The 23536-nt window shown below is 68.7% G+C and carries 21 protein-coding genes and 1 pseudogene; 18 read left to right on the top strand and 4 right to left on the bottom strand.

What is annotated here, in order from left to right; translation table 11 throughout:
* Positions 1-101: 101 nt before the first annotated feature.
* From ACGFI8_RS33795 to ACGFI8_RS33730, 14 genes are all read left to right on the top strand, one after another.
* The gene (locus tag ACGFI8_RS33795; protein ID WP_392810887.1) at positions 102-1571 is read left to right on the top strand and encodes an ABC transporter ATP-binding protein; all 1470 of its coding nucleotides are present in this window, start codon (positions 102-104) and stop codon (positions 1569-1571) included.
* Positions 1568-2683: an ABC transporter permease gene (locus tag ACGFI8_RS33790; protein ID WP_392810886.1), complete on the top strand. Its 1116-nt coding sequence runs from the start codon at positions 1568-1570 to the stop codon at positions 2681-2683. Before ACGFI8_RS33795 ends, ACGFI8_RS33790 begins: the two co-directional genes overlap by 4 nt.
* Positions 2676-4574: a PfkB family carbohydrate kinase gene (locus tag ACGFI8_RS33785; protein WP_392810885.1), complete on the top strand. Its 1899-nt coding sequence runs from the start codon at positions 2676-2678 to the stop codon at positions 4572-4574. Before ACGFI8_RS33790 ends, ACGFI8_RS33785 begins: the two co-directional genes overlap by 8 nt.
* On the top strand, positions 4552-5709 hold the full coding sequence (locus tag ACGFI8_RS33780) for an SIS domain-containing protein (RefSeq protein ID WP_392810884.1): 1158 nt from the start codon (positions 4552-4554) through the stop codon (positions 5707-5709). Before ACGFI8_RS33785 ends, ACGFI8_RS33780 begins: the two co-directional genes overlap by 23 nt.
* The gene (locus ACGFI8_RS33775) at positions 5706-6479 is read left to right on the top strand and encodes a sugar isomerase domain-containing protein (protein WP_392810883.1); all 774 of its coding nucleotides are present in this window, start codon (positions 5706-5708) and stop codon (positions 6477-6479) included. The genes ACGFI8_RS33780 and ACGFI8_RS33775 overlap by 4 nt, the downstream gene beginning before the upstream one ends.
* The gene (deoC, locus tag ACGFI8_RS33770; protein WP_392810882.1) at positions 6476-7498 is read left to right on the top strand and encodes a deoxyribose-phosphate aldolase; all 1023 of its coding nucleotides are present in this window, start codon (positions 6476-6478) and stop codon (positions 7496-7498) included. Before ACGFI8_RS33775 ends, deoC begins: the two co-directional genes overlap by 4 nt.
* Positions 7499-7548: 50 nt before the next feature.
* A complete protein-coding gene (locus ACGFI8_RS33765) occupies positions 7549-8985 on the top strand; it encodes an aldehyde dehydrogenase family protein (RefSeq protein ID WP_392810881.1) in 1437 nt (478 codons plus the stop codon).
* A gap of 37 nt (positions 8986-9022) precedes the next feature.
* A complete protein-coding gene (locus ACGFI8_RS33760) occupies positions 9023-9889 on the top strand; it encodes an aldehyde dehydrogenase family protein (protein ID WP_392810880.1) in 867 nt (288 codons plus the stop codon).
* A 46-nt stretch (positions 9890-9935) separates the two neighbouring features.
* Complete coding sequence (locus tag ACGFI8_RS33755) at positions 9936-10856, top strand: allantoinase PuuE (protein WP_392810879.1); 921 nt, start codon at positions 9936-9938, stop codon at positions 10854-10856.
* Positions 10857-10881: 25 nt separating this feature from the next.
* Positions 10882-11238 (top strand): cupin domain-containing protein, encoded by a 357-nt coding sequence (locus ACGFI8_RS33750; RefSeq protein WP_392810878.1) that lies wholly within the window; start codon positions 10882-10884, stop codon positions 11236-11238.
* The gene (locus tag ACGFI8_RS33745) at positions 11235-12173 is read left to right on the top strand and encodes a hypothetical protein (protein WP_392810877.1); all 939 of its coding nucleotides are present in this window, start codon (positions 11235-11237) and stop codon (positions 12171-12173) included. The genes ACGFI8_RS33750 and ACGFI8_RS33745 overlap by 4 nt, the downstream gene beginning before the upstream one ends.
* Positions 12174-13632: 1459 nt before the next feature.
* Positions 13633-14523 carry a helix-turn-helix transcriptional regulator gene (locus ACGFI8_RS33740; protein WP_392810933.1) on the top strand — a complete coding sequence of 297 codons (891 nt, stop codon included), beginning with the start codon at positions 13633-13635 and terminating at the stop codon, positions 14521-14523.
* 147 nt (positions 14524-14670) lie between these two features.
* Positions 14671-15135 carry a nuclear transport factor 2 family protein gene (locus ACGFI8_RS33735; RefSeq protein ID WP_392810876.1) on the top strand — a complete coding sequence of 155 codons (465 nt, stop codon included), beginning with the start codon at positions 14671-14673 and terminating at the stop codon, positions 15133-15135.
* 243 nt (positions 15136-15378) lie between these two features.
* Entirely contained in the window at positions 15379-15993 is a 615-nt protein-coding gene (locus ACGFI8_RS33730) for a class I SAM-dependent methyltransferase (protein ID WP_392810875.1), read from the top strand.
* Positions 15994-16263: 270 nt separating this feature from the next.
* Here the strand turns inward: ACGFI8_RS33730 and ACGFI8_RS33725 are convergent.
* A pseudogene (locus ACGFI8_RS33725) lies at positions 16264-16859 on the bottom strand (IS6 family transposase); the annotation flags it as partial.
* A 740-nt stretch (positions 16860-17599) separates the two neighbouring features.
* Here ACGFI8_RS33725 and ACGFI8_RS33720 point away from each other — a divergent pair.
* The 4 genes from ACGFI8_RS33720 (at position 17600) to ACGFI8_RS33705 (ending at position 20675) form a co-directional block, all read left to right on the top strand.
* Entirely contained in the window at positions 17600-17845 is a 246-nt protein-coding gene (locus ACGFI8_RS33720; protein WP_392810874.1) for a hypothetical protein, read from the top strand.
* Positions 17846-18123: 278 nt separating this feature from the next.
* Complete coding sequence (locus ACGFI8_RS33715; RefSeq protein ID WP_392810873.1) at positions 18124-18246, top strand: hypothetical protein; 123 nt, start codon at positions 18124-18126, stop codon at positions 18244-18246.
* Positions 18247-18526: 280 nt separating this feature from the next.
* Complete coding sequence (locus ACGFI8_RS33710) at positions 18527-19000, top strand: SHOCT domain-containing protein (RefSeq protein ID WP_392810932.1); 474 nt, start codon at positions 18527-18529, stop codon at positions 18998-19000.
* A 211-nt stretch (positions 19001-19211) separates the two neighbouring features.
* Entirely contained in the window at positions 19212-20675 is a 1464-nt protein-coding gene (locus ACGFI8_RS33705) for an Hsp70 family protein (RefSeq protein WP_392810872.1), read from the top strand.
* A gap of 25 nt (positions 20676-20700) precedes the next feature.
* Here ACGFI8_RS33705 and ACGFI8_RS33700 read toward each other — a convergent pair whose 3' ends face one another.
* The 3 genes from ACGFI8_RS33700 to ACGFI8_RS33690 form a co-directional block, all read right to left on the bottom strand.
* On the bottom strand, positions 20701-22056 hold the full coding sequence (locus tag ACGFI8_RS33700; RefSeq protein WP_392810871.1) for a VWA domain-containing protein: 1356 nt from the start codon (positions 22054-22056) through the stop codon (positions 20701-20703).
* Between the two features lie 141 nt (positions 22057-22197).
* On the bottom strand, positions 22198-22905 hold the full coding sequence (locus ACGFI8_RS33695; RefSeq protein WP_392810870.1) for a hypothetical protein: 708 nt from the start codon (positions 22903-22905) through the stop codon (positions 22198-22200).
* A 56-nt stretch (positions 22906-22961) separates the two neighbouring features.
* Complete coding sequence (locus ACGFI8_RS33690; protein WP_392810869.1) at positions 22962-23513, bottom strand: dihydrofolate reductase family protein; 552 nt, start codon at positions 23511-23513, stop codon at positions 22962-22964.
* Positions 23514-23536 lie beyond the last annotated feature (23 nt).

The following is a 23536-nucleotide window of genomic DNA, read 5'->3' as shown; positions in this document are numbered from 1 at the left end:
CAGATCCTCGCGTGGCAGGGGGCGCCGCCGCTGAGCGGCGCCCCCTGGGCCGCCCACCCGCTCTAGAAACCGTTGCGCTGACCAAGAGGTTCGGCTCTCTGGTGGCCAACGACGCGGTCAGCCTGCGCGTGCCTGCGGAGACGATCCACGCCGTCGTCGGGGAGAACGGCGCGGGGAAAACCACGCTGATGCGCATGGTGTACGGCCTTTACGTTCCGGACTCCGGATCGATCCACCTCAACGGCCAGCCGGTGACGTTCGGCAGCCCACGCGACGCGCTCGCGCGCGGTGTCGCCATGGTGCACCAGACGTCGCTGCTGGTCGGTTCCCTCACGGTGGCGGAGAACGTCATGCTGTCGCTCGCCGGGCGGGCCCGGGCCTCCCGGCGCGCCGTTGCCGAGCGGCTCGCGCGACTGAGCGCGGAGAACGGTCTGGGTATCGATCCGCGGGCAACCGTTGACAAGCTGTCTGTCGGCATGCGCCAGCGCGCGGAGATTCTCGGCGCGCTGTACCACGACGCGAAGCTGCTCATCCTTGACGAGCCGACAACGGTCCTGACCCCGAAGGAGGCGGGCCGATTGTTCGCCGTGCTGGGGGATCTGACCAGCCGCGGCACCACCGTAGTGCTGGTCACCCACAAGCTGCGCGAGGTGCTGGCGGTGACCCGGAACGTCTCCGTGCTACGCGGCGGCCGCCTGGTCGCGGAAGCGCCGACCGCCACGCTCGACGAAAAGAAACTGGTTCGGTTGATGGTCGGGCGCGACGTCGCGCTCTCCGTGGGCAAGCCGCAACCAGCGGACCCGGGGGTGACGTCCGAAGCGCCCCCCTGCCTCGATGTCGAGGACCTCGTCGTCGTCGACGGCTTGGGGGTCCGTAGGGTCAACGGCATCTCGTTGACGGTGCGGCCGGGTGAGATCGTTGCCGTCACGGGCGTGGAAGGTAACGGCCAGCGGGAGCTGGTCGCGGCGTTGGTCGGGCTCGAGTCGGCGCATTCGGGGAGGATCCGGCTCGACGGTACCGACGTCACACGATCCAGCGTCGCGCGGCGCCGTGCTCTCGGCCTGGGCCACATCCCCGAGTCACGCCCCACAGAAGGGCTGGCGAACGAGCTGAGTATCCAGGACAACCTGGTGCTCGGGCAGCACCGATGGCCGCGGTTCGCCCGGCGTGGGATTCGGCGGCTTCGCGCGACACGTGAGTTCGCCGTACGCCAGATCAAGGATTTCGACGTCGTCGCGACCGGTCCGGGTGTCGCCGTGGGCACCCTGAGCGGAGGCAACGCACAGAAGGTCGTGGTCGCTCGCGAGGTCAGCAAGCAACCCCGGGTCCTGCTGGCGGTGCAACCAACACAGGGAGTCGATGTCGCCGCCGCATTCGCTATCCGGGCGACCCTGCGTCGGCTCCGTAACGAAGGGATGTCGATCTTGCTCGTGACGTCGGACCTGCGGGAGGCGTGCGACCTGTGCGACCGCGCGATCGTGCTGTACAACGGCACCGTGGCCGGTGAACGCAGCCGCGCCGAGGCCAGCGAGGAGTCGCTGGGGTCACTCGCGATGGGCCTACCGGCATGACGACCCTGATCGAATCGATCGTCCGTCGCCCGAACCTACGCCCACTGGCGCTGCGGGTCCTGGCGGTCTTCACCGCGGTCGGGCTGGCGGCACTGGTCGGTGCGCTCGTGCTCATCGCGGTCGGCAAGGACCCGCTGGATGCCTACCAGGGGCTCTACGACGGCGCCTTCGGCACATCTGCCGAGACGAAGGCGACGCTCGCGCAGACCACCCCGCTCATCCTGGCGGCGCTCTCCTTCGTCGTGGCGTTCCGGTCGGGCATCTTCAACGCCGGCGGGCAGGGCCAGGTCGTCATCGGTGCGTTCGCCGCAGCTGCCGTCGGCTCGTCCAGCCTTGGGGAACTGCCCCGGCCGTTCGCGGTCGCGCTGGTCGTGCTCGCCGGTGCCGCGGGCGGCGCGCTCTGGTCCCTGCCGCCTGTCCTCTTCAAGGTCTGGTGGCGCACCAACGAGATCCTCACCTCGCTGATGCTCACCTACGTGGCGATCCTGCTCAACGACTACCTCGTCCAGGGCCCGTTCCGTGCGACCTCCGTGCAACCTGGCGCGAACGCGCAGACCGAGAGCCTACGTGACGGTGCGAGGTTCCCGCTCGTGCTGCCTGACTCCCAGGTCACATTCCTGCTACCGGTCGGCCTCGCGTTGGCCGTCCTGGTCTGGTGGGCGTTCCGGCGTACGACGCTGGGATACGAGCTGCGCCTGCACGGCAGCAGCCCGCTGGCGGCGCGATCCGCAGGCATCGGCACCACCCGGGTGATGATCCTCGGCATGCTGTTCAGCGGCGCGCTGGCCGGAATGGCGGGTGCCGCCGTGGTCGGTGGGGTGTTCCACGCCGGCATCACCCCGTTCCCGCCCGACATCGGCTTCAACGGCATCCTCGCGGCCCTGCTCGTCGGAGCGTCACCGCTGCTCACGCCGCTGGCCGCGCTGTTCTTCGGTGCGTTGGCCCAGGGCGGACTGGGCCTGCAGATCTTCAACGGGGTGTCGCAATACATCGCCATGGTCCTCACCGCGACCGTGATCCTGTTCATCGCGCCTCGGTCCCTGCCCGAGTCGTGGATGAAGGTCAGGCTGCGCATGAAGGCCATTGTTGGCCGGGGAGCCCGTAATGAGTGACGTCGTCAACCTTCTCGGCCCTGGGATCCTGCTGGCCGCTCCCATCCTGTACGCCGCACTCGGCGGGCTGTTCACGCAGCGGGCGGGGATCTTCAACATCGCCCTCGAAGGCTTCATGTTGCTGGCCGCGTACTTCTCCATCGCCATCGCGGTCCGCACCGGCTCACTGATCTGGGGTACCGTCGCCGGGGTCGCCGCGGCAGCACTGGCGGCGACGGTGATGGCGGTGATCGTCGTCGCGTTCCGCGCCGACGAGGTGATCGTCGGCATCGCGGTCAACGTGTTCGCGCTCGGGCTGACTACCTTCCTGCTCGCCGACGCCCGTGACGCCGGGCGGGAGCTCGAACTCGCGACCGGCTACCCCCAGCTGCACCTCCCGTTGCTGGCAGACGTTCCCGTACTCGGGCCGATATTCGACAGGCGTGACCTGCTGGTGTGGCTGCTGATCCCAGCGGCGGCCGGGGTCATGTACATCTTCCGCCGGACCATGTTCGGCCTGCAGCTCAAAGCCGCGGGGGAAGCGCCGCTCGCGGCCCGTGCCGCAGGCGTCCGAGTTACGGGCGTGAGATTCGCCAGCATCGTCATCAGCGGTGCCTTCTGCGGCATCGCGGGAGCGCAGCTGGCGATCGGCTCCGTCCATCTGTTCAGCGAGAACATGACCTCCGGCCGGGGGATCATCGCGTTCGCAGCCGTCATCTTCGGGGCCGGGTTCGTCAGCCGAACCGCTACCGCCTGCCTGCTGTTCGGGATCGCCCAGGCCCTCGCCGGCCTGTTGCAGATCCGCACGAGCTTCCCATCGCAGTTCATGCTGATGGTCCCGTACGTGCTGACGATCATCGCGATCACGAGCAGCGACGCCCTGCGTCGACGGCGCATCCGCAGGCCCGAACCTGACGCCGCGCCCAGCGAGCCGCAGGACGCGGTACCGGCCGGCATCGTCGTAGCCGGACACCTGACGATCGACGAGATCCGTTTCGACGACGGCAATCTCCTTCCCGCCACGACCGGCGGGGCGGCGGCCTACGCCGCGCTCGGCGCCTTTCTGGCGCAGGGGGACATCGCCGTCGTTGCCCGGGTCGGGCAGGACTACCCCATGGGGCAGTTGCAGCTGAGCCACACGGACGGTGGACGCGTCCGTACCGAGGCGGTCACCGTCCTGCCCGGACGCAGCATCCATAACATCGCCCGTTACCGGGCCGACGGGGCGCGAGCCTTCGACATCGAGAGCTTCGACACCCTTGTCGAGCTGACGCCGCAACCCGCCGACGTCGCCGACCTCGATCTCAAGGGGCGATGGGTCCTCGTGGCTCCCACAACCCTGCCGCAGCAACGTGATCTCATCACCACGCTCAAGGCAGCCGGCGCTCTCGTGGCCCTCGACACGGAACTGCACTACCTGACCGACGACGACGCGCTCGAGCGCCTGCGGGAGCTGACCAGGGCCGTTGATTGTTTCCTGCCGAGCCGGGAACACATTCAGCACCTGTTCGACCGGGACTCCACAGACATCGCCGACATGAAACCTCTCGTGGACTCGTTCGGCTGCGCCTTGACCATCGTCAAGTGCGGGCGCGAGGGCGTCGTCGTGTTCGGCGCAGACACCCCGCAGGGACTGGTGGTACCGGCAGTGCCCGATCTCGATGTCGTCGACCCGACCGGCGCCGGCGACGGGTTCAACGGCGGGCTCCTGGTGGGCCTCGCGCGCGGGGATCAACCGGCCACCGCGGCCGTCGCCGGCTGCGTATCCGCCTCGTTCGTCATCCAAGCGGTCGGCGCGAAGGTGCCTGACATCTTCTCCGGCGCGGAACGCGCCGCCCGCTACCGCCAATGCTCGGCGTCCAGCACCATCAACACCGAAAGGGAAGAGCTTGTCCAACACCGGAGCCGATGACCAGACGGCCGTCGTCGAACCAGCGCCATCGCTGCTCGAGCAGGAGATCCCGCTCCAGCCCGACGTCCTTCGCCGGGCCGCGGCATCCTTCGCCGACCCGATCAGCAATCTGCTGGACGCACTGGCCGGCCGAGACGTCGACGACTGGGTGGTGACCGGCTGCGGGGACAGCCTTTTCGCCGGAGTCTGCGCCGAAGTCTGGTTCGCGCGGATCGCAGGCCGACGGCTACGTGCGGTACAGGCCATGCAGTTGTCCCGGGAGACGTACGAGGCACTGACCCCACGATCCGTTGTCCTGGCGGTCTCCCACTCCGGGACCACCGCTCGGGTCCTGGAAGCCGCTCGTGCGGCACGCGCACGCGGCGCGTTCGTCGTGGCAGTCACGGCGAATCCGGCCTCTGAACTCGCCACGTCTGCCGACCTGTGGATCGACAACTCGGTCCGGCACGAGCGGTCCAACTGCCGCACGGCCAGCTTCCAGGCCGTCTCACTGCTGATGCGGATGCTCGCCGAGGCTCTCGCCGCACGCGCCGGCCGTCCGGTCCGCCCGTTCGACCCGGGGCTGATCGTGCCGTACATCATGGAGTCTCGGGAGCAGGTCGGCCAGGTCAGCGATGCCGACCTGGCCGGGGACCAGTGGATCTTCACTGGAAGCGGCCTCGGCCTCGCCGCCGCCGAGTACGGCATGGCGAAGGCGTACGAGGCGGCGACGCTCCCGGCCCACAGCGTGGAGCTGGAACAGTTCATCCACTGCGAGATCTTTACGGTCCGACCCGGCACGAACGTCGTGATCATCTGCCCGGCTGGTCGTGCGCTCTCCCGCGCTGTGGAGCTCGCGGAGGGGCTCGCCAAGCTCGGCGCGGTCACGATCGCCATCACCAACGCCCCCAGCCTCGCCGACGCGGCGACCTACTCACTGCGTCTGCCTGACGGCGTCGACGAGGACGACTTGCCCTTCGTCGGGGTCCTGCCGCTGCAGTGGCTGGCATTGCGGCTGGCGCTGCAGCGGGGCGAGAACCCCGATCTGGTGGCGAACAAGTGGGTCAATCGCCCCCTCATCGACAACTCGGCGCAGTGGGGGCCGGAGCGCTACCACGTTGACCCCACCCTTACGTCCGCGGAGGCATCACGATGAATCAGGCAGCGCGGGTACCCGCATCGACGGCCTACCTTCAAGGTCTGCGGCAGCTCCTCGACCGGATCGAGCGCCAGCAGGCTGAACAGATCGAAGCCGCCGCCCAGATGATGGCCGGCTGCATCGGCCGGGGAGGGATCGTGCACCTGTTCGGCAGCGGGCATTCGATGCTGCCGGCCTTGGAGATCTTCCCCCGGTACGGCAGCTTCGTCGGGCTGCACCCGATCGTCGACCCGCGGCTGTTCTGGTTCAACGTGCTCGGTTCCTTCGGCGTCCCCGAGATGTTGTTCCTCCAGAACACCGAGGGTTACGCCGAGGTGATGCTCGACGGGCAGCACCTGCACGACGGGGACGTCCTTGTTGTCTTCTCCCACGGCGGCACCAGTGCCGTGGTGGTCGACGCGGCACGCTACGCCAAGGCCCGCGGGATGACGGTCATCGCAGTCTCCTCGTCGGAGGCCGCGGCGGCGAGTGCCCGGCACAGCTCTGGGGCCAAGCTCTCGGACCTGGCCGACCTCACCATCGACACCTTCGCGCCGCGCGGAGAGGCTCTCGTTCCCGTCGAGGGACTCGAGGAGCCAGTCGGCGCGGCCACGACAGTGCTGGCCATGGCCGCCGGACTCGCCGCCGTGTCCCGCGCCGCCGAACTCCTGGTGGCGGCCGGACACCCGATCGTGCAGTCGGTACGGGCGGAGAAGAACGAGACGAAGGCCTACCGGTCGGTGTACGACGCCTACGAACAGAGCCTTCGTCGGTTGGAAACGCCATGACGAACCAACTTCTCGGCAGGGCTGGCAAGCCGGCGCCTGCGACGAGCGGCGGCCACACCGACCTGTCCGAGGTCGGGCGCGCCGAGGCGACGCTGCGGACGTTCCTGCACGGGCTGCCTGGCGTCGACCAGGTCGGCGCGGAGCAGCGGGCCGCGATGCTCGCCACCCGGTCGATCAAGACGACCGCCAAAGCGACGGCGATCGACCTGGCGATCCGCATGGTCGACCTGACCACGCTGGAGGGGGCGGACACCCCGGGCAAGGTACGGGCACTGGCCGCCAAGGCGCTGCGCCCCGATCCGGCCGATGCGTCCTGCCCGTCGGTTGCCGCGCTCTGTGTCTACCCGGCGATGGTGGCCGAGGCCGCCGCGGTGCTGGCCGGCAGCGGTGTGCATCTGGCCAGCGTGGCGACGGCCTTCCCGTCCGGGCAGGCGCCGCTGGCGGTGAAGCTGGCCGACACCGAGGCGGCGGTGGCCGACGGTGCCGACGAGATCGACATGGTGATCAACCGGGGTGCCTTCCTGTCCGGCCGCTACGGCGAGGTCCACGACGAGATCGTGGCCGTCAAGGAGGCCTGCGACCGTGCCTCTGCCGCTCGTCAGGGGCGAGGGCGAGCCCACCTCAAGGTGATCCTAGAGACCGGCGAGCTGGCCACGTACGACAACGTGCGCCGCGCCTCCTGGCTGGCCATGCTGGCCGGCGCCGACTTCATCAAGACCTCCACCGGCAAGGTCGCCTCCGCGGCCACCCTGTCGGTGACCCTGGTGATGCTGGAGGCGGTGCGCGACTTCCGCGCCGCCACGGGACGGCAGATCGGGGTCAAGCCGGCCGGCGGCATCCGGGCCAGCAAGGACGCGATCCGCTACCTGGTAATGGTCAACGAGACCGCCGGTGAGGACTGGCTGCACCCGGACTGGTTCCGGTTCGGCGCCTCCACGCTGCTCAACGACCTGCTGATGCAGCGCACCAAGCTGGCCACCGGTGTCTACTCCGGCCCCGATTACTTCACCCTCGACTAGTCGACCCTCGACTAGTTGACCTGACGACTGACTGGACCCCTGGACTGACAATGGGCTTCTTTGCATACGCCCCCGCCCCCGAGTCCCGCGCGATCGTCGACCTGAAGCCGTCGTACGGGCTGTTCATCAACGGCGAGTTCGTTGACCCGATCGACGGCTCGACGTTCAAGTCGATCAGCCCCTCCTCGGAGGAGGTGCTGGCCGAGGTCGCCGAGGCCGGCGCGGCTGACGTCGACCGGGCGGTGCGGGCCGCCCGCGCCGCGTACGAGCAGGTCTGGGGGCCGATGAGCGGCCGAGACCGGGCCAAGTACCTGTTCCGCATCGCCCGGATCATCCAGGAGCGTTCGCGTGAGCTGGCCGTGTTGGAGTCGCTGGACAACGGCAAGCCGATCCGCGAGTCGCGCGACGTGGACATCCCGCTGGTCGCGGCGCACTTCTTCTACTACGCCGGCTGGGCCGACAAGCTGCCGTACGCGGGGTTCGGGCCGAACCCGCGGCCGCTCGGTGTGGCCGGGCAGGTCATCCCGTGGAACTTCCCGCTGCTGATGCTGGCCTGGAAGATCGCCCCGGCGCTGGCCTGCGGCAACACGGTGGTGCTCAAGCCGGCCGAGACCACGCCGCTGTCGGCGCTGCTCTTCGCCGAGATCTGCCAGCAGGCCGACCTGCCGCCAGGCGTGGTGAACGTCGTCACCGGGGCCGGGGAGACCGGCCAGGCGGTGGTCGAGCACCCCGGCGTCGACAAGATCGCCTTCACCGGCTCGACCAAGGTGGGACGGGCCATCGCCAAGGCCGTGGCCGGCACCCGCAAAAAACTCACCCTGGAACTGGGTGGCAAGGCCGCCAACATCGTCTTCGACGACGCACCGATCGACCAGGCGGTCGAGGGCATCGTCAACGGCATCTTCTTCAACCAGGGTCACGTCTGCTGCGCCGGCTCGCGACTGCTCGTGCAGGAGTCGGTGTACAACGAGGTTCTGGACTCGCTCAAGCGCCGGATGGCCCAGCTGCGCGTCGGTGACCCGCTGGACAAGAACACCGACATCGGTGCGATCAACTCAGCCGCCCAGCTCGACCGCATCCGGACCCTGTCCGAGATCGGCGCGCAGGAGGGGGCGCAGCGCTGGTCGGCGCCGTGCGAGCTGCCCGAGCGGGGCTTCTGGTTCGCCCCGACGATCTTCACAGGGGTCACCCAGGCGCACCGCATCGCCCGCGAGGAGATCTTCGGCCCGGTGCTGTCCGTGCTGACCTTCCGCACCCCGGCCGAGGCGCTGGAGAAGGCCAACAACACCCCGTACGGGCTGTCGGCCGGGATCTGGACCGAGAAAGGCTCGCGGATCCTGTGGATGGCCGACCGGCTGCGCGCCGGCGTGGTGTGGGCCAACACGTTCAACAAGTTCGACCCGACCTCGCCGTTCGGCGGCTACAAGGAATCGGGCTACGGCCGCGAGGGCGGCCGGCACGGGCTGGAGGCGTACCTCAATGTCTGAACGCACACAGGGGGCCACGCCCCCCGCGGACCCACCAATGGCGACGAGCCCGACCGCGTCGGGCGCTGTGCCGGCACCGCCACCCCAGCGGGTGGCGGTGCGCAAGACGTACAAGCTGTTCGTCGGCGGGAAGTTCCCGCGCAGCGAGTCGGGGCGGTCGTATCTGGTGCAGGACTCCAATGTGGCACTCGCCTCCCGAAAGGACGTCCGGGACGCGGTGGTTGCCGCGCGCGCGGCGGTGCAGGGCTGGACGGGCGCGACCGCCTACAACCGGGGCCAGATCCTCTACCGGGTGGCCGAGATGCTGGAGGGGCGCCGCGAGCAGTTCGTGGCGCTCGGCGTGCCGGCCGCCGAGGTGGACGAGGCGATCGACTGCTGGGTCTGGTACGCCGGTTGGTCCGACAAGATCACCCAGGTGTACGGCGGGGCGAACCCGGTGGCCGGGCCGTACTTCAACCTCTCCGCGCCGGAACCGACCGGGGTGGTGGGCGTCATCGCGCCCGGCGAGCCGGCCCTGCTGGGCCTGGTCAGCGTCGTGGCGCCGGCGATCGTCACCGGCAACACGGTCGTCGTGCTGGCCTCGCCGGAGCACCCGCTGGCGGCGATCACCCTGGCCGAGGTGCTGGCCACCTCCGACCTGCCCGGCGGGGTGGTCAACCTCCTCACCGGCAGAGTCGCCGAGACCGCGCCGTGGCTCGCCTCGCACATGGACGTGAACGCCATCGACCTGACCGGGGTCGCCGACCCGGCGCTCGCCGCTGATCTGGAGCGCGCCGCCGTCAGCAACCTGAAGCGGGTGCTACGCCCGCCGTCAACACCCGTGGGCTGGACGGCCGACCCGGGCATCAAGCGGATGACCGCCCTGCTGGAAACCAAGACCGTCTGGCACCCCACCGGGGTGTGAGGCCGGCTGGCGGCGGCTGCTGGACATAGGAAAAGAGGAGTAACACATGGTGGATGTGCCGGGACCACGGCGCGACCTGGTCGGTTATGCGCGGGACCTGCCACCCGGTGGCTGGCCGGGAGACGCGCGCATCGCAATCTCGGTGGTGGTCAACTACGAGGAGGGCTCCGAGCGGTCGTTCGCGATGGGCGATCCCGACCAGGAAACCTCGACCGAATGGAACTCCTACGCGCTCCCGCCCGGAGTCCGGAACCTGGCGATGGAGACGATGTACGAGTACGGCTCCCGGGTCGGCATCTGGCGCATCTTGGACGTGCTCGACAAGTACCGCGTCAAGGCGACCTTCTTCGCCTGCGCGGTGGCCATCGAGCAGAACCCGCACGTGGGCAGGGCGATCGTCGAGGGCGGACACTCGGTGGTGAGCCACGGCTACCGGTGGGAGGAGACCTTCCGGCTCAGCCGCGACCAGGAGCGTGAACACATCCGCCTTGCCACAGCGTCCTTCACGCGGACACTCGGCATCCAGCCACGCGGCTGGTACTGCCGGTACGGGCCGAGCATCAACACCCGCGAGCTCCTCGTCGAAGAAGGCTTCGACTACGACTGCGACGCCTACAACGACGACCTGCCCTACTTCGTCGAGGTCCGGGGTAAGCGCCACCTCGTGGTGCCGTACACCCCCGACGTCAACGACTTCCGTTTCTGGCAGTCCCCTGGGATCGCCACCTCATCCCAGTTCTTCGAGTACCTCAAGGACTCCTTCGACGTCCTGTACGCCGAGGGTGCCAGGCGCCCACGGATGATGTCCATCGGCCTGCACCCCCGCCAGATCGGACGACCGGGCCGCATCGCCGGCCTGGAGCGCTTCCTCGCGTACACCCAAGATTTCGACGGCGTGGCCTATCTGACGCGTGACCAGATCGCCGACGCCTGGCTGGCGGACCATGGAGGCACCGGTGGCAGCTGATCCAGCCCGATCGACCATTCGTACCGTGCGTGCGGCAGACACGGCACCGGTCCCACTCGGCGAGGTGGGCGTGCAGCGGATCCTGCTCGGAGCACCTCGGTCCGACGGAAGCCCGCTGCTGATGGGCGTCACACAGGTTCGAGCAGGCCAGACCAGCCCGCTTATCCAGCACGACACCGCGGAGGTGGCCTATGTCCTGGCCGGCTCGGGATGGATGGTCACAGACAGCTCTGAGCACCCGTTCGCGCCGGGCGACGCGATCCTGATCGAAGCGGGTTGCTGGCATGCGATCCGGGCCGGCGAGGCGCCCGTTGAGATGCTCTACGCCTTCCCCGCCCCGGAGGCACCCGCCACGCGCACCTATCGGTCGACGCAGCCATGACCGCCGGCCCTCTGGAATGGTGGCCGCCGCTCGCGGTGGCCTGCTTCGACGACCTCGTCGCGTACCGGCTGGTCGGTGCCAGCGCCTGCGCGGATCGCATCACCGAGGCGTTGGTCAGCATCGCGGTCGAGGCGCAGTCACGACAGCGGGATGTCGCCGGGGATGTCGGCGGGGCGGGGCGGCTTTTCTGCGGGCTCAAGCCGGACACCGCGTTGTACCGCAATCTCGCCGCCTCTTTGCGCGAGGCCGCCCGAGGCGGCGCCGGAGAGGTGCAGAGAGCAGCGCGAGAACTTTCCGAGTACAGACGAGCGGCGCAGGCCAGCGTTGTCGCGCACACGGAGGCGCTCCTGGAGGACGCGGATACGCTGCTCGTGCACGACTACAGCAGCATGGTGATGCGTGTTCTCGACGGACTCGCCACCAAGCGCCCGCGCCGGATCGTGGTCACGGCCGGCGAACCCCTCGGCCAGGGGGCGCGCGTGGCTCGACAGGCCGCCGCGAGGGGCCACAAGATCACATACGCTCCCGACATGTCGGTCGCGAGGGTCATCGACAGTGTCGACGGCTTCATCACCGGGGTGGAGTCGTTCTACGCCGACGGTTCCCTGACCAACACCGTGGGTACCCGCATGCTGAGCCTGCTCTGCCGGGAGGCAGGGGTGCCGGTCATCGCCCCCGCCGAGACCCTCAAGTGCGACGCCGACCGTGCCACCGTAACCGAGGCCGCATTGAGCGCATGCCTGTTGCATCCGTGGCCGACCGCCGAGATCGCACTGGACGGCAACTGGACCGCCGTGCAGTTCGTACTCGACGCGGTGCCCGCGTCCCTCGTCACCACGTATGCGACGGAGACAGGAACCTGCCTGCCGGGCGACGTCGGCGCGGCAGCACGGGCGGTACTCGCGCGATACTCGATCCAGCTATGGTGCCCATGAGCGTCGTTGGTGGCGTGTCGGCTTGATCAATAGGGAGACTTCCGGCGAGGTGTGAGGTGCTGGCGTCGATACTTCACCGGAGGTCTCGCTGGCCCAGGGGTGATCGCGTGCTTCTGATCGCGCTCGGCGAGAGCCGGCCGGTCCCCTGTCTGGGCGGCGTGACGGGGAACGCGGACGGCGTCCATGGCTTCCGGGGTGGTGGGTGGGGTTCTGACGACCCGAGGGTGGCGTCCAGGCGTTGGCGGAAGCGCTGCGGAGGTGTTGCCGGAAGCGCCACGGGTTGATGGCGCGGGGCCTGGTTGTCAGAGCATCGGTGCGACGGCGGGTGCTGGACCGCTCGCGTCGGACCGGTGGTGCCCAGGTGAGGGGCGGGCGCCGTTCAAGGTGCCGATCGACGGCGCAGGTGGACGGTCGCCGTGGTCAGCGCGAAGCGGACGGTCGAGGCAGCCGCCGTCAACCGGCCCTGCATTACTGCGGCCCCGTGTCGGCTGAGAGGTTTGCCTACGAACCGTGGAGTCCGGGAGCGGCTTGGTGGCGCCGGTTTGTTCAGGCGGTGTTGCGGGTTGATGGCGACCAGTTGGCCACCTGGCCGCGCGGGCGTGGGAAGTCGGCGCGCTATTCGGGGAGGTTCCTTGCGTACAGCTCTGCGATGCGGCGCAGGACGAGCTCCGGCTCATGACCTGTCGTGAGTTTGAGCATCTCAAGCAGTTGCCTCCTGGGAAGGCGCGGCATGCGCGGGTGCAGAACACGTTCTGGGTACCACTCGTCGCCGTGTTGACGTCAAGCACCGCTGGCGGGCTACGGCCTTGCCCGGAGATCTTCGCAGGTCGAGACCCCACGCCGCTGCTCGGATCATGTAGGGCACTGGGACACCCAGTCGATCGGGATCGGCCGGTTGCCGGCGTCGTACGTGAACTCGATGTGCGTGTTCAGCATCCGAGCACGAACGTGCGGCGCCGCCGCCCGAGCGCTACCCAGCGTTAGGAGCACCGAGGCGAGCTGGCGTCCGGTCGTGCCGATGAGCGGTCGGTAGAGGTCAGGCTCCGGCAACAACTAAGCGCTGAGGACCATGGTCTTGGCGTCGGGGCGGACGCGTCGGAGCTGTTTGGCCCAGCCATGTGGATGATCGGTGTTGCCAACCCAGCTCGCTGTCGTCTTCCTGGAAGGTTCCCGTGGGCCATCAGGGCCAATGGTGGCCACGCGGACGATGTCGCGTGCGCTGATCGCGCGGGTCGGGGTTCGCGCCGACATCAACCGCCCCCGACATCTTCGCAAGCCTCACCGGTATTGCGCTCGCCGCAGGCAGAACCGAGCAGCGAGGCCAGGCGAACCGATTGCCGAATCTCCTCATGGACGGTTTGACCGTAGACCGTCAGAGCAAATAGGACACGTCTTATCCAGGGAACAGCATTCCGTGGATAGGGTTTGGGTGTGCTGTCAGGCTGGGGCGGTGGACGAGATGGACAGGGCCCAGTTGGCCGAGTTTCTGCGTGTTCGCCGCGCGGCGTTGCGCCCGGATGATGTTGGGCTGCGGCTAGGTGCTCGGCGGCGGACGGCTGGGTTGCGCCGGGAAGAGGTGGCAGCGCTGGCGAACATGTCGGTCGACTACTACGCCCGGTTGGAGCAGCAGCGGACCTCGCAGCCCTCGGAGCAGATGGTGGCGTCGATCGCGCGGGCGTTGCGGCTCAGCCTTGAGGAGCGTGACCATCTCTTCCGGCTGGCCGGGCACGATGTGCCGCGGCGGCACGCAACGTCGGATCGTGTCAGTCCCGGGCTGATGCGGGTGTTGGACCGGTTGGATGACACGCCGTCGATGGTCGCCACCGACCTCGGCGAGGTGCTGGTGCAGAACCGGCTGGCGGTGGCGTTGTTTGGCGACCAGCGGGGGTTCGTCGGTTCCGCCCGCAGCATGCTGTACCGGTGGTTCACCGATGCCACCGCCCGCCAGCGGTACCCGCGCGACGACCACGACCATGAGAGCCGGGTGTTGGTCGCCCATCTGCGGTCCGTGCTGGCCCGGCGGGGCAACGATGCGCAGGTCACGGCACTGGTCGGCGCGCTGATCGCCGACAGTGAGGAGTTCGCCGGGTTGTGGCGCCAGCACGAGGTCGCGGTCCGCCGCAGCGACCACAAGCGGATCGTCCACCCCGAAGTCGGCCTGATGGAGTTGGAGTGCCAGTCCCTCGTCGCTGAAAGCCAGGCGCAGGTCCTGATTGTCCTCACCGCGACCCCCGGCACCGATAGCGCCGAACGCCTCCAACTGCTCTCCATGGTCGAAGCCCAGTCGCGTCCCACCGCCAACCAGATCCCCGCTGAGCTGGCTGACGGGTCGCCGTTGATCCGTGGATAGCTGCTACCTGGCTTGTGCCGGCTGACTGCCGCAGGCTGGACATCGGCGCGGCCGGCGCCAACGGCAACGGGATCAGATCTGGGACATCAGCTTGGACGATGTGCGACGCCTGGTGCCGTCACGCAAATTTGGGAAGGCACGTCACCTATGACCACACCGTCGGAACTGAGCCCCGCCGAGGCGGCAGACCGGCTCGCAATTCGCGAACTGTTCGATGCCTACGCGCACTGCGCGGACCGTCGCGACAGCGAAGGCCAAAAGGCGCTGTTCACTGAGGACACCCGTTTCGTCGTATACATGGCCGGCGAAGGCTCAGAGCCGACATACGCCCTGGACGGTCGCGAAGCGCTGACCCCGGTGTTCGCCGATCTGCGTCAGTACGAGGCCACAACGCACTTCAACGGCCAGAGCACGATCACCCTCGACGGCGACAAGGCGACCGGCGAAAGCTACACGCTCGCACACCACCTCTTCACGGTCGACGGCGAACGGAAGATCATGATCGCCTCGCTACGGTACCTGGACACCTTCGTGAAGATCGACGGCGCCTGGTACTTCGCCGAGCGCAACCTCATCGTCGACTGGACAGATAGTCGCACGTCAACCCCGTAAGACCACCGAGGCCGGGCCCTCGAATCGCAGGCTCTGCCGGCCCGTGACCGACCTCGCCTCGCGTTTGCCGGACCAAGCGGACACGGCGGTTACGCCGGAGCCCGGTTGACGCTCTAGCTGCAGCAGACCATCGGCGACACCGAGGACAGGCCGTCTCCCCCAGCCCGCCATCCCGGTGCCGCCGCCAACTGCGCCCAGTCCGCCGGCCCCCGCTCGAACGCCAGCTAACCGAGGAGCCGACCCATGAGTACCGATGACCGCGTGGTGTTCGTACGGGAGTTCCTCCGTGACCCGTTCACGGTCGCCGCCGTCACGCCGAGCGGCGAGCCGCTGGCCGACGTGGTCACCGCTCCCGTGCCACGCACCGGCACCCCAGTGGTCGTCGAACTCGGCCCCGGCACCGGTGCGTTCACGAATGCCATCCAGCGACGGCTCGCCGGCCGCGGCCACCACCTGGCCATCGAGATCAACGGCCGGCTTGCCGGGCTGCTGGCCGCCCGCTATCCACGGGTGGACGTCGCCGTCGCGGACGCCCGGAGCCTGCGCGAGGTGCTCGCGCAGCGCGGCCACCGCTCCGCCGACGTGATCGTGAGCGGGCTACCGTGGGCGGCGTTCGCGCCGACCCAACAAGACGACCTGCTCAGCGCCGTCACCGACACCCTCGCCCCGGACGGCGTGTTCACCACGTTCGCGTACACGCACACACGGTGGGCCCCGCCGGCCCGCCGATTCCGACGATCCCTCGCCTCAGGATTCGAGGAGGTCGTGCCCGGCCGGACAGTGTGGGGCAACCTGCCACCAGCATTCGTCTACTTCTGCCGGCGGCCACACACTGCGGTTCAGCGGCGTACCGTCTAGTGTTTCTGCGCCCGAGGCTCACCGTCTCATGCCGACGCTCCTGATGCGGCTGGGAGGATTCCGCATGGCTGACACGGGCCTCGGCAGGAACCATCGACGCTGGCCGCTGTCGGGCCGCGACCCGAACGAGGCGCACAGGACCGCGACCCCGCAAGAGCTTCTCTACGACCTGACGTTTGTCGTCGCGTTCGGCGCCGTCGCCGATGAGCCCGCGCACTACCTGGCGGAGGGCCACTTCGGCGCGGCGATCGGCGGCTTCTGTGTCGCGGTCTGCAGGAAGGCGTGCCCGGCGATGATCACAGTGGCTGTTCGGTCGGTGCGTAGGCCGCGCATCGGTCTCAGGCGGTGCTTGAGCTGGCCGTGGTCGGCTTCGATCGGGTTGTTGGCGTAGCGCTCGATGTGGTGCCACGCCGACGGGACGAGTTCATCGAGCACCGCCGGGTAGACCGGCGCGGCATCAGAGACGACCTCGCTGGGCTTCACGTTGAGCATCTTCAGGGCACGTCGGAAGAACCGGCGTGCCGCAGCGGCGTCGCGGCGGGCCGAGACGAGCACGTCGATGACTTGGCCGTACTGATCCACGGCGCGGTAGACATACCGCCAGACCCCGCTGACCTTCACGTATGTTTCATCAACGACCACCTGTCACCAGGCGAATGCCGGCAGAACCTGGCCGCGTCGGCCAGCAGCGGCACGAACCGCTGCACCCACCGGAACACCGTCACGTGGTCGACCTCGACACCACGCTCGAGCAGCAGCTCCTCAACGTCACGGTAGGACAGGCCGAATCGCAGGTACCAGCGGACCGCGACCACAATCACCTCAGGCGGAAATCGGAACCCGGCGAACGCTGACCTCGGCTGCATCATCGGGCGTTGGTGGGCAGCGACCTTCATCGCTCAAGCCTGCCTCGATCTTGCCCACGGTCAATGCAACAGAGCCCGTCAGGCCTGCTGTCGGGCCCTTCCGGCACCGTCCGGTTGCGACGCCCCGAGCCGTCCGCCTTCGCCCCGGGCCTTCGGACTGGGGCGTCGTGCCGTTCACGGCCGGCGCGACGGCTGCCGTGCTGCGGAAGGCGGCGACTCCGATGGAGCCACCTGGCCGTCGCGCCGGCCCAGGCCACATCTTCCCGAAGCTGAAGGCGCGGGTGTGGCGAACGGCGATCTTTCCCGTACGGTGCACATTCAGTCACCGTGCGCATCCGGGCGGCGCCCCTTGAACTCGTGGGCGCCGGCGGGCAGGGAAACCCCCAGATTCTGCCCGCCGGCGCTTGTCGCCGAACTGCCTACAACTATCCCGTCCGCCGGGGCGGCCCTTCACATCCCGCTCGGCCCGCCCCGGCTTCCGCCTACTACCCGCCGCGTGCAGTCCAAACCCGCACCCACCGTCTGCCGCTTCGCCGATGACATTCCGGCTCCCACCGGGTAGACGATCCGGCGGTGACCATCCGCCGTCTCATCGCCCTCGCCGCCGTGCTCGCCCTCGCCGGCTGCGGCCCCGACGCGCCCCGGCCGAGCAGAACAACCTGGTCGGGCCCATGGTGTCCGAAAGCCCAAGCCAGAGCGCATCACCGAGCCCATCGCCGTCGCCCGTCGACACGGCTACCGTGCCGTCCGTCGCCCCGCCCGGCGTCCCGGCACCTGGGGCGACCACCAAGAAGGCCACGCCCGAGCCGACGAAGACGACGAAACCGCCGGCGCCGAAAACCACCCAGCCGCCAGCGCCGGGGCCGATCGTGCACCCGGGCGCGTTCTGCTCGCCGGAAGGTGGCATCGGGTACACGTCAGCCGGCACGAAGATGCGGTGCACGTTGAAGGCCGGGGAGAAGCAGCCGCGGTGGCGGGCGGCGTAGCCGCGCCCAGTGCGGGCAGTAGCCAGCCCGAGCCGCCCGCCTCGCGTTTTGCGCTGGTCATGCGTTGCCGAATCAGCTTTCGAGTGTCTCGCCGTCGTCACGGCGGAGCGGAAGGAACGCAGGCCGAGTGGGTTGGCCTGCCGCCCAACGCCGGCGAGCTCGTCGACGTTGAGCTGAACATCGACGCCGTGCTCGATCGCGATGGACGGCGCTGAAGCGACGCTGCGCGAGGGCCCCAGCTACGAGGGAACGTCGAGCTGCAGGAGCAGGAGCTCCTGATGGTCCGGATAGCCAACGGACTTCTGCAGGTCCAGGTTGACGACGGCTCCATCGACGTCCCACCCGGAACGGCCGTTGTCGTGGTGGCCGAGCACCTCAAGCTGTATCCCACCGGCGTGTGACCACTGGCGTTCCCGACCACCCTGATCGCGGAAGATTCGTGCACCCAACCGTGGCTGACTCTGTGGTCGTGAGAACCCTACAGCCTGGAGCATGTGCTGTGGCACTGTACACAGTGGACAGGACCGCTCGACATCAGGTTCCAAGACGCGTACGCCTGACCTCTGCGGAGGCGAAGCCGTCAAGCATCATCGACACTCCAACGCGGGTGGTCGTGAAGATGGGTCGCATTCCGTACGCAACGACGCGGATGGAACGCTTGATCTGTACGGTCACGCTGTGATGTATCGAGTCCGTTCCACGATCGGCTTCCTGCTCGGCGTCGTCTGCCTGGGCGTCGCGCTCTTCGCGCTCTTCCAGCTGGTCCGGGGCGGCTCCTGCGCGTCCGGGGGCAACTACGTCTCTGCCCGGCAGTGCCCGCCGGGGACCGGCAAATGGGCGTTCATCCTGCCCCTCGCCATCATCGGCAGCCTCGCCAGCTTCATCCTGGGCCGACTACGGTTCCGGCAGCCGGCGCCTGTCCCGCCGCCGCACCCGCACCCTGTTGGTAACGCTGGTCCGGTGGCACCGCCGTTCGGCGCGCTGGTCACCATCAACGACGGGCAATTGTTCACGGCCGGGCCCGGCACCGCGCAGCCCGCCCCGACTATGGACCCGCTCGTCAGGTTGACCATGCTGCAGTCTCTGCGGGACTCCGGTGCGCTGTCGCCAGCCGAGTACGAACAGGCGAAGGCGAAGATCCTGGCCGAGATGTAGGCATCGTCCCGGTGCGCAGGTCAGGTCGATCCGGACCTCGTCGTCAGTGACTGCGAGTGAGTCGGCTGCTGCCAATGCGGTCCGCGCGACGCCCATTGTGGGGTCAGACGCGCCCGTCGCGTACTCCCGCGTTTTTCTGAACGCGCCCCGAGCCATCAGGACGCACCGATCAAGGCGGGACGGAAATGCGACGGCCGCGTACGCTGCAACGATGTCTCACGGCGTGCTGCTCGGGATTGACTTCGGCACCTTCAACACCGTGGCCATGGTGCGTCGCGGCGGCGGTGAAGCACGTTCCCTGCTCTTCGATGGGTCACCGTTACTGCCGTCGGCGGTACTCCTGGAAGGCCCCGGCGACGTGTTGTCCGGTGCCGAAGCCGTGCGGTCGGCGCGGGTGCATCCGGATCGATACGAGCCCAACCCGAAGCGAAGGATGGCAGACGGGATCGTCCTGCTCGGCGGCTACGAGACCGACGTGGTCGACCTGGTCGCCGCCGTGCTGGGACGTGTGGCGTCGGAGGCGCGGCAGGTCGTCGGCCAGCTCCCGGATCGTGTCGTTGTCACGCATCCGGAGATCTGGGGCACGTCGCGGTTGAGCCGGTTGACCGCTGCGGCCGTCCGCGCCGGCCTGCCGGGCCCGATACTCGTGTCGGAGCCGATCGCTGCCGCCGCCTACTTCCTCGGCCAGGTCGGCCGGGTCGGCGCGGGTCAGTGCGCGGTGGTGTACGACTTCGGGGCAGGCACGTTCGACGCCGGTGTGGTTCGGCGCGGCCCCGGAGGAGCGCTGACGGTACTGGCCAGTGAAGGACTGCCCGAGGTGGGCGGCCTGGACCTGGACGCCGCGTTGGTGGAGCACCTGGGCCGGCTGATCGCGCAGCGGGCCCCGGACGCTTGGGACCGGTTGCAACGACCGGCCACCGCCGCCGACCGTCGTGCCCGGTGGCAGCTGTGGGAGGACGTTCGGCTGGCCAAGGAGTCGTTGAGCCGGCGTTCGCAGACGCTGGTGCACCTGCCGGTCCTGGACGACACCGTTCCGGTGAGCCGGGACGAGTTCGAGCAGCTCGCCGAACCGGTCATCGCGCGGACGGTCGCGGTCACCCGCGCCGCGGTGCGGAGCGCGGGCATAGGGCTGTCAGACGTCGGTGGCATCTTCCTCGTCGGCGGGTCGAGCCGCGTCCCACTCGTTGCGACGCTGCTGCACCGCGCGTTCGGGATGCCGCCGACGGTTCTGGAGCAGCCCGAGCTCGTGGTGGCGGAGGGTTCACTGATCCTGCTCGACGCGTGCGAGGAACGCACGCCGACCGGCGTCACGATGATGCTACCCGCCGGTGCCGGGTCGGAGGAGAACGTTGCGCAGGCGCATGGAACGGCCGCCGGCCCGTCACCCGTGCCGCAGGGCTCGCCGCAGCGGGTCATGCAGCTATCGCCGGCCTCGACGACGGCAGGCCGCGCGTCGCGCGTCGACGAGGCCGTCGAACCGGGGCGCGGACGATCGATCCGCCGCCACCTCACCGATCCGTGGAGTGTGGTAGCGGCCGTGCTGCTCGGTGCCCTGAGCGGCATGGTCGGCGGCCTCGCCGGTGCGAGCGCGGCGGCCGTGCTGACTGCGGGAGCCGTGGTCACCGTGATCGTGCATACGGTGCGGGTGGCACTCGGTATCGTGTTCGACCGCTGAAGACGCGGTTGTCGGACGTTGCCCGCTAGAAATTGCTCAGCACCGAGCTGAATATCTTGTCGACGCTGGCCGGGTCGCTCGCGTCGTAGGCGGCTGCCCGCGACACTTTCGCGATCTGTTCGAGCGTGTCCAGGTCGGCCTCACCACCGAAGGCGATACCGAAGATGCGAACCGAGTTCTCCAGGCGTGACCCGTCCAGGTCGCGGAGCAGCTTCGCCCGGTCGTTGTCGGCCGGATACTCGTTGCGCCCATCGGTGAGCAGCACGACCGCGTTGATGCGGTCGGCGTCCAGCCGTTCCCGCATGTATAGATCGGCGGCCCGGGTCGTGTGGTACAGGGCCGTGCCGCCATCGGCGCTCAGCGCCCGGATGATGCCGGTGAGTTTCTCCTTCGCGTCACGGATGCGCGACGTCGGCAGCCGCTCGGTGTAGGGCTGCGCACCGTTTGGTCGCTGCCCCGAGAACGTCCACAGTGCCACCTCGTCGTCGGGATGCAGCAGGTCGAGGCTCGCGATTGCCGCGTTCTTCGCGGCTTCCAGCTTGCTGATGTCACCGGCCGCCTTCTCCTTCATCGAGCCCGAGACGTCGAGGACGAGCAGCACCCTCGCCTTCTTCCGCAGGTCGTCCCAGCCGGCGAGGATCTTGTCCAGGACCTCTCCGACGGGTGACTGGATCAGGCTGAGCTTCTGCCCGGCCGGAATCTGCAGGGTCTGCGCCAATTCGGGGCCGGCGTTGCCCTGGTGGTCGCGGAAGCCCATCGCCGCGAACACGGCCTGCTGAGCTGGTTGCTGCAGGAACGCGAGGAAGTCCGCGGCCGCTTCCCGTTGTGCGTCACTGGCCGAAGGCAGCACCACGTACGGGTGGTCGAGCATCAGCGTGCCGTCCCGCGGCACCATCGGCACGAGCGGCACCGTGGGCGCCTTGCCTTTCACCTTCGGGTCGCCGGTGGTGTTGCCCTTGTTGTAGAGGAAGGTGAGCTGCTCCTGATGCACGACGGCGCTCACGTACGACATCGCGGCGCCCTTGGCGTCGGCTTCGGCCAAGTTGGCGAGGAACTTCACCGCATCGTCGGTGTAGTGCAGGACGCCGGCTTCGACCCCGCGAACGAAGTTGATCACATTGGGCTGGGTGAGGTCGGCCGCCGTCAGTTCGCGGGACAGGCCGGTCGCCGCGTAGTACGTGGCCACCGTCGCGGCCAGGCCGGACGTGGACCGGTGCGGGTTGTCCTTGCCGAAGTAGAAGCGCCCCCACTCGGGATGGCCGTACCGGCCCCACCCCTGCGGATCGGACGCCAGCGCCAGCACGTCGCTCCACCCGAACTCGCGGTTCGGCCAGCCGAACGCCTCGGCGCCGGGTGAGCTACCCGCTGTCGACGCATGCATTCCAGCTCGGACAGGTGTTCTTTGTGCTCATGCATGCGCTCATGGCAGCCGGCATCGTGGCCCTGGTGTGCTCGACTGCCGTACGTCCCGGCCGCGCCGCGCGGACCTTCGGCTGGCTGGAGCACTGGGGTACTGCCCGTTTCATCGCGATGAATACCAGGTCGACGTGCCGGCAACGGTGTACCCGAGCGACTCGTAGAGCGGACGCCCGAGTTTGGATGCGGTGAGGGTGAGGGGCAGGTGATGGAGATAGTTGATGGACGCGAGCATGACGGCTCGCCCGATCCCGCGGGAGCGGAACACTGCCGGCGTGCCGACCCAGTAATGGCTGCCGAGCCCGTCGGCCGCGACGACCACACAGGCTCCGGCGGCGCGACCGTCAGCGATGGCCAAGAAGACGTCGATGCCAGGATGATCGATGAGGCTTGCCGGGAACAGCTCCGCGGGCCGATGAGGCTCGAACGTTGTCAGCTCGAAGCTGCCGATCACGATCTGCTCCGCGGCGTACAGGTCCCCCTCACTCCGCACGCGGCGGACTTCGGTCGGGGGTTGCGCGGCTGGCCCTGGCGGCCGCACCATGACGGGCATCTGCCAGCTACGCAGCCCAAGCTGGCTCAGGTCGGTCGAGGAGTACGGATCCTCCACGTCAACGGGTCCTACAGCGCGGACGGCGAGGTCGTTGATCTCGGCAACCTCTTCCGCCTCGAGACCGGGCTCCTGGATCAGCACCCGCGTTCCTGACCGTTCGTCGCCGACCACCGCGAGGAATGCACGGCGGCTGACGACGTCGTGTCCTCGAGCTTCTCCGGTCGCGGCCCAGAATGCCGCGGAGTTGCGGGCCTGGCGCATCGGCGCCTCATCATGGATCCGCGACACGATGGGGCTCGGAGAGGCCATCGGGGTGCTCAGCCCTGGGCCGGTTCGTCGGCCGCGGCATAGACCAGGTGGAGCACGCCGCTGGCGAACGCGGTGGACGAGACCAGCTTCAGAGGGAACGTGGCACCGTCCGGGAAGAGCCGCTTCCCGTGGCCGACCACGATTGGGTGCACCAGCAAGTGCAGTTCATCGAGGAGCCGCTGCTCGAGCAGCCAGCGCACCAGCGTGCCGCTGCCGGTGACACCGATGCGGTTGTCCTGCTTGAGCTTGGCGAGTTCCTCAGCGGCGACATCCCCGGTAATCAGCGTGGTGTTCTCCCAGTCGGCCGACGCGAGCGTGTTGGAGACGACGTACTTGCGAGCACCGTTCATCATCGCCGTCATCGGGTCAGCGGCGTCGGCGTTCGGCCAGTGCGCCGCCATCTCGGCGTAGGTAACCCGCCCGAACAAGTTGGCGTCTGTGGCCATCAACGCACCAACGGCTGCCCCCATCTCGTCGTCGAAGTACGGGAAGTGCCACGTCTCGGGAGCCTCAGTGACCCCGTCGAGCGACACGAACAGTCCGGCCTTGATCTCACCCATGCAGATCTCCTGATGCCAGTAGG

Source organism: Dactylosporangium sp. NPDC048998, assembly GCF_043197855.1.
GTDB lineage: Bacteria > Actinomycetota > Actinomycetes > Mycobacteriales > Micromonosporaceae > Dactylosporangium.
The sequence above is the reverse complement of the archived record's forward strand: the minus strand, read 5'-3'. Positions and strand labels throughout refer to the sequence as shown.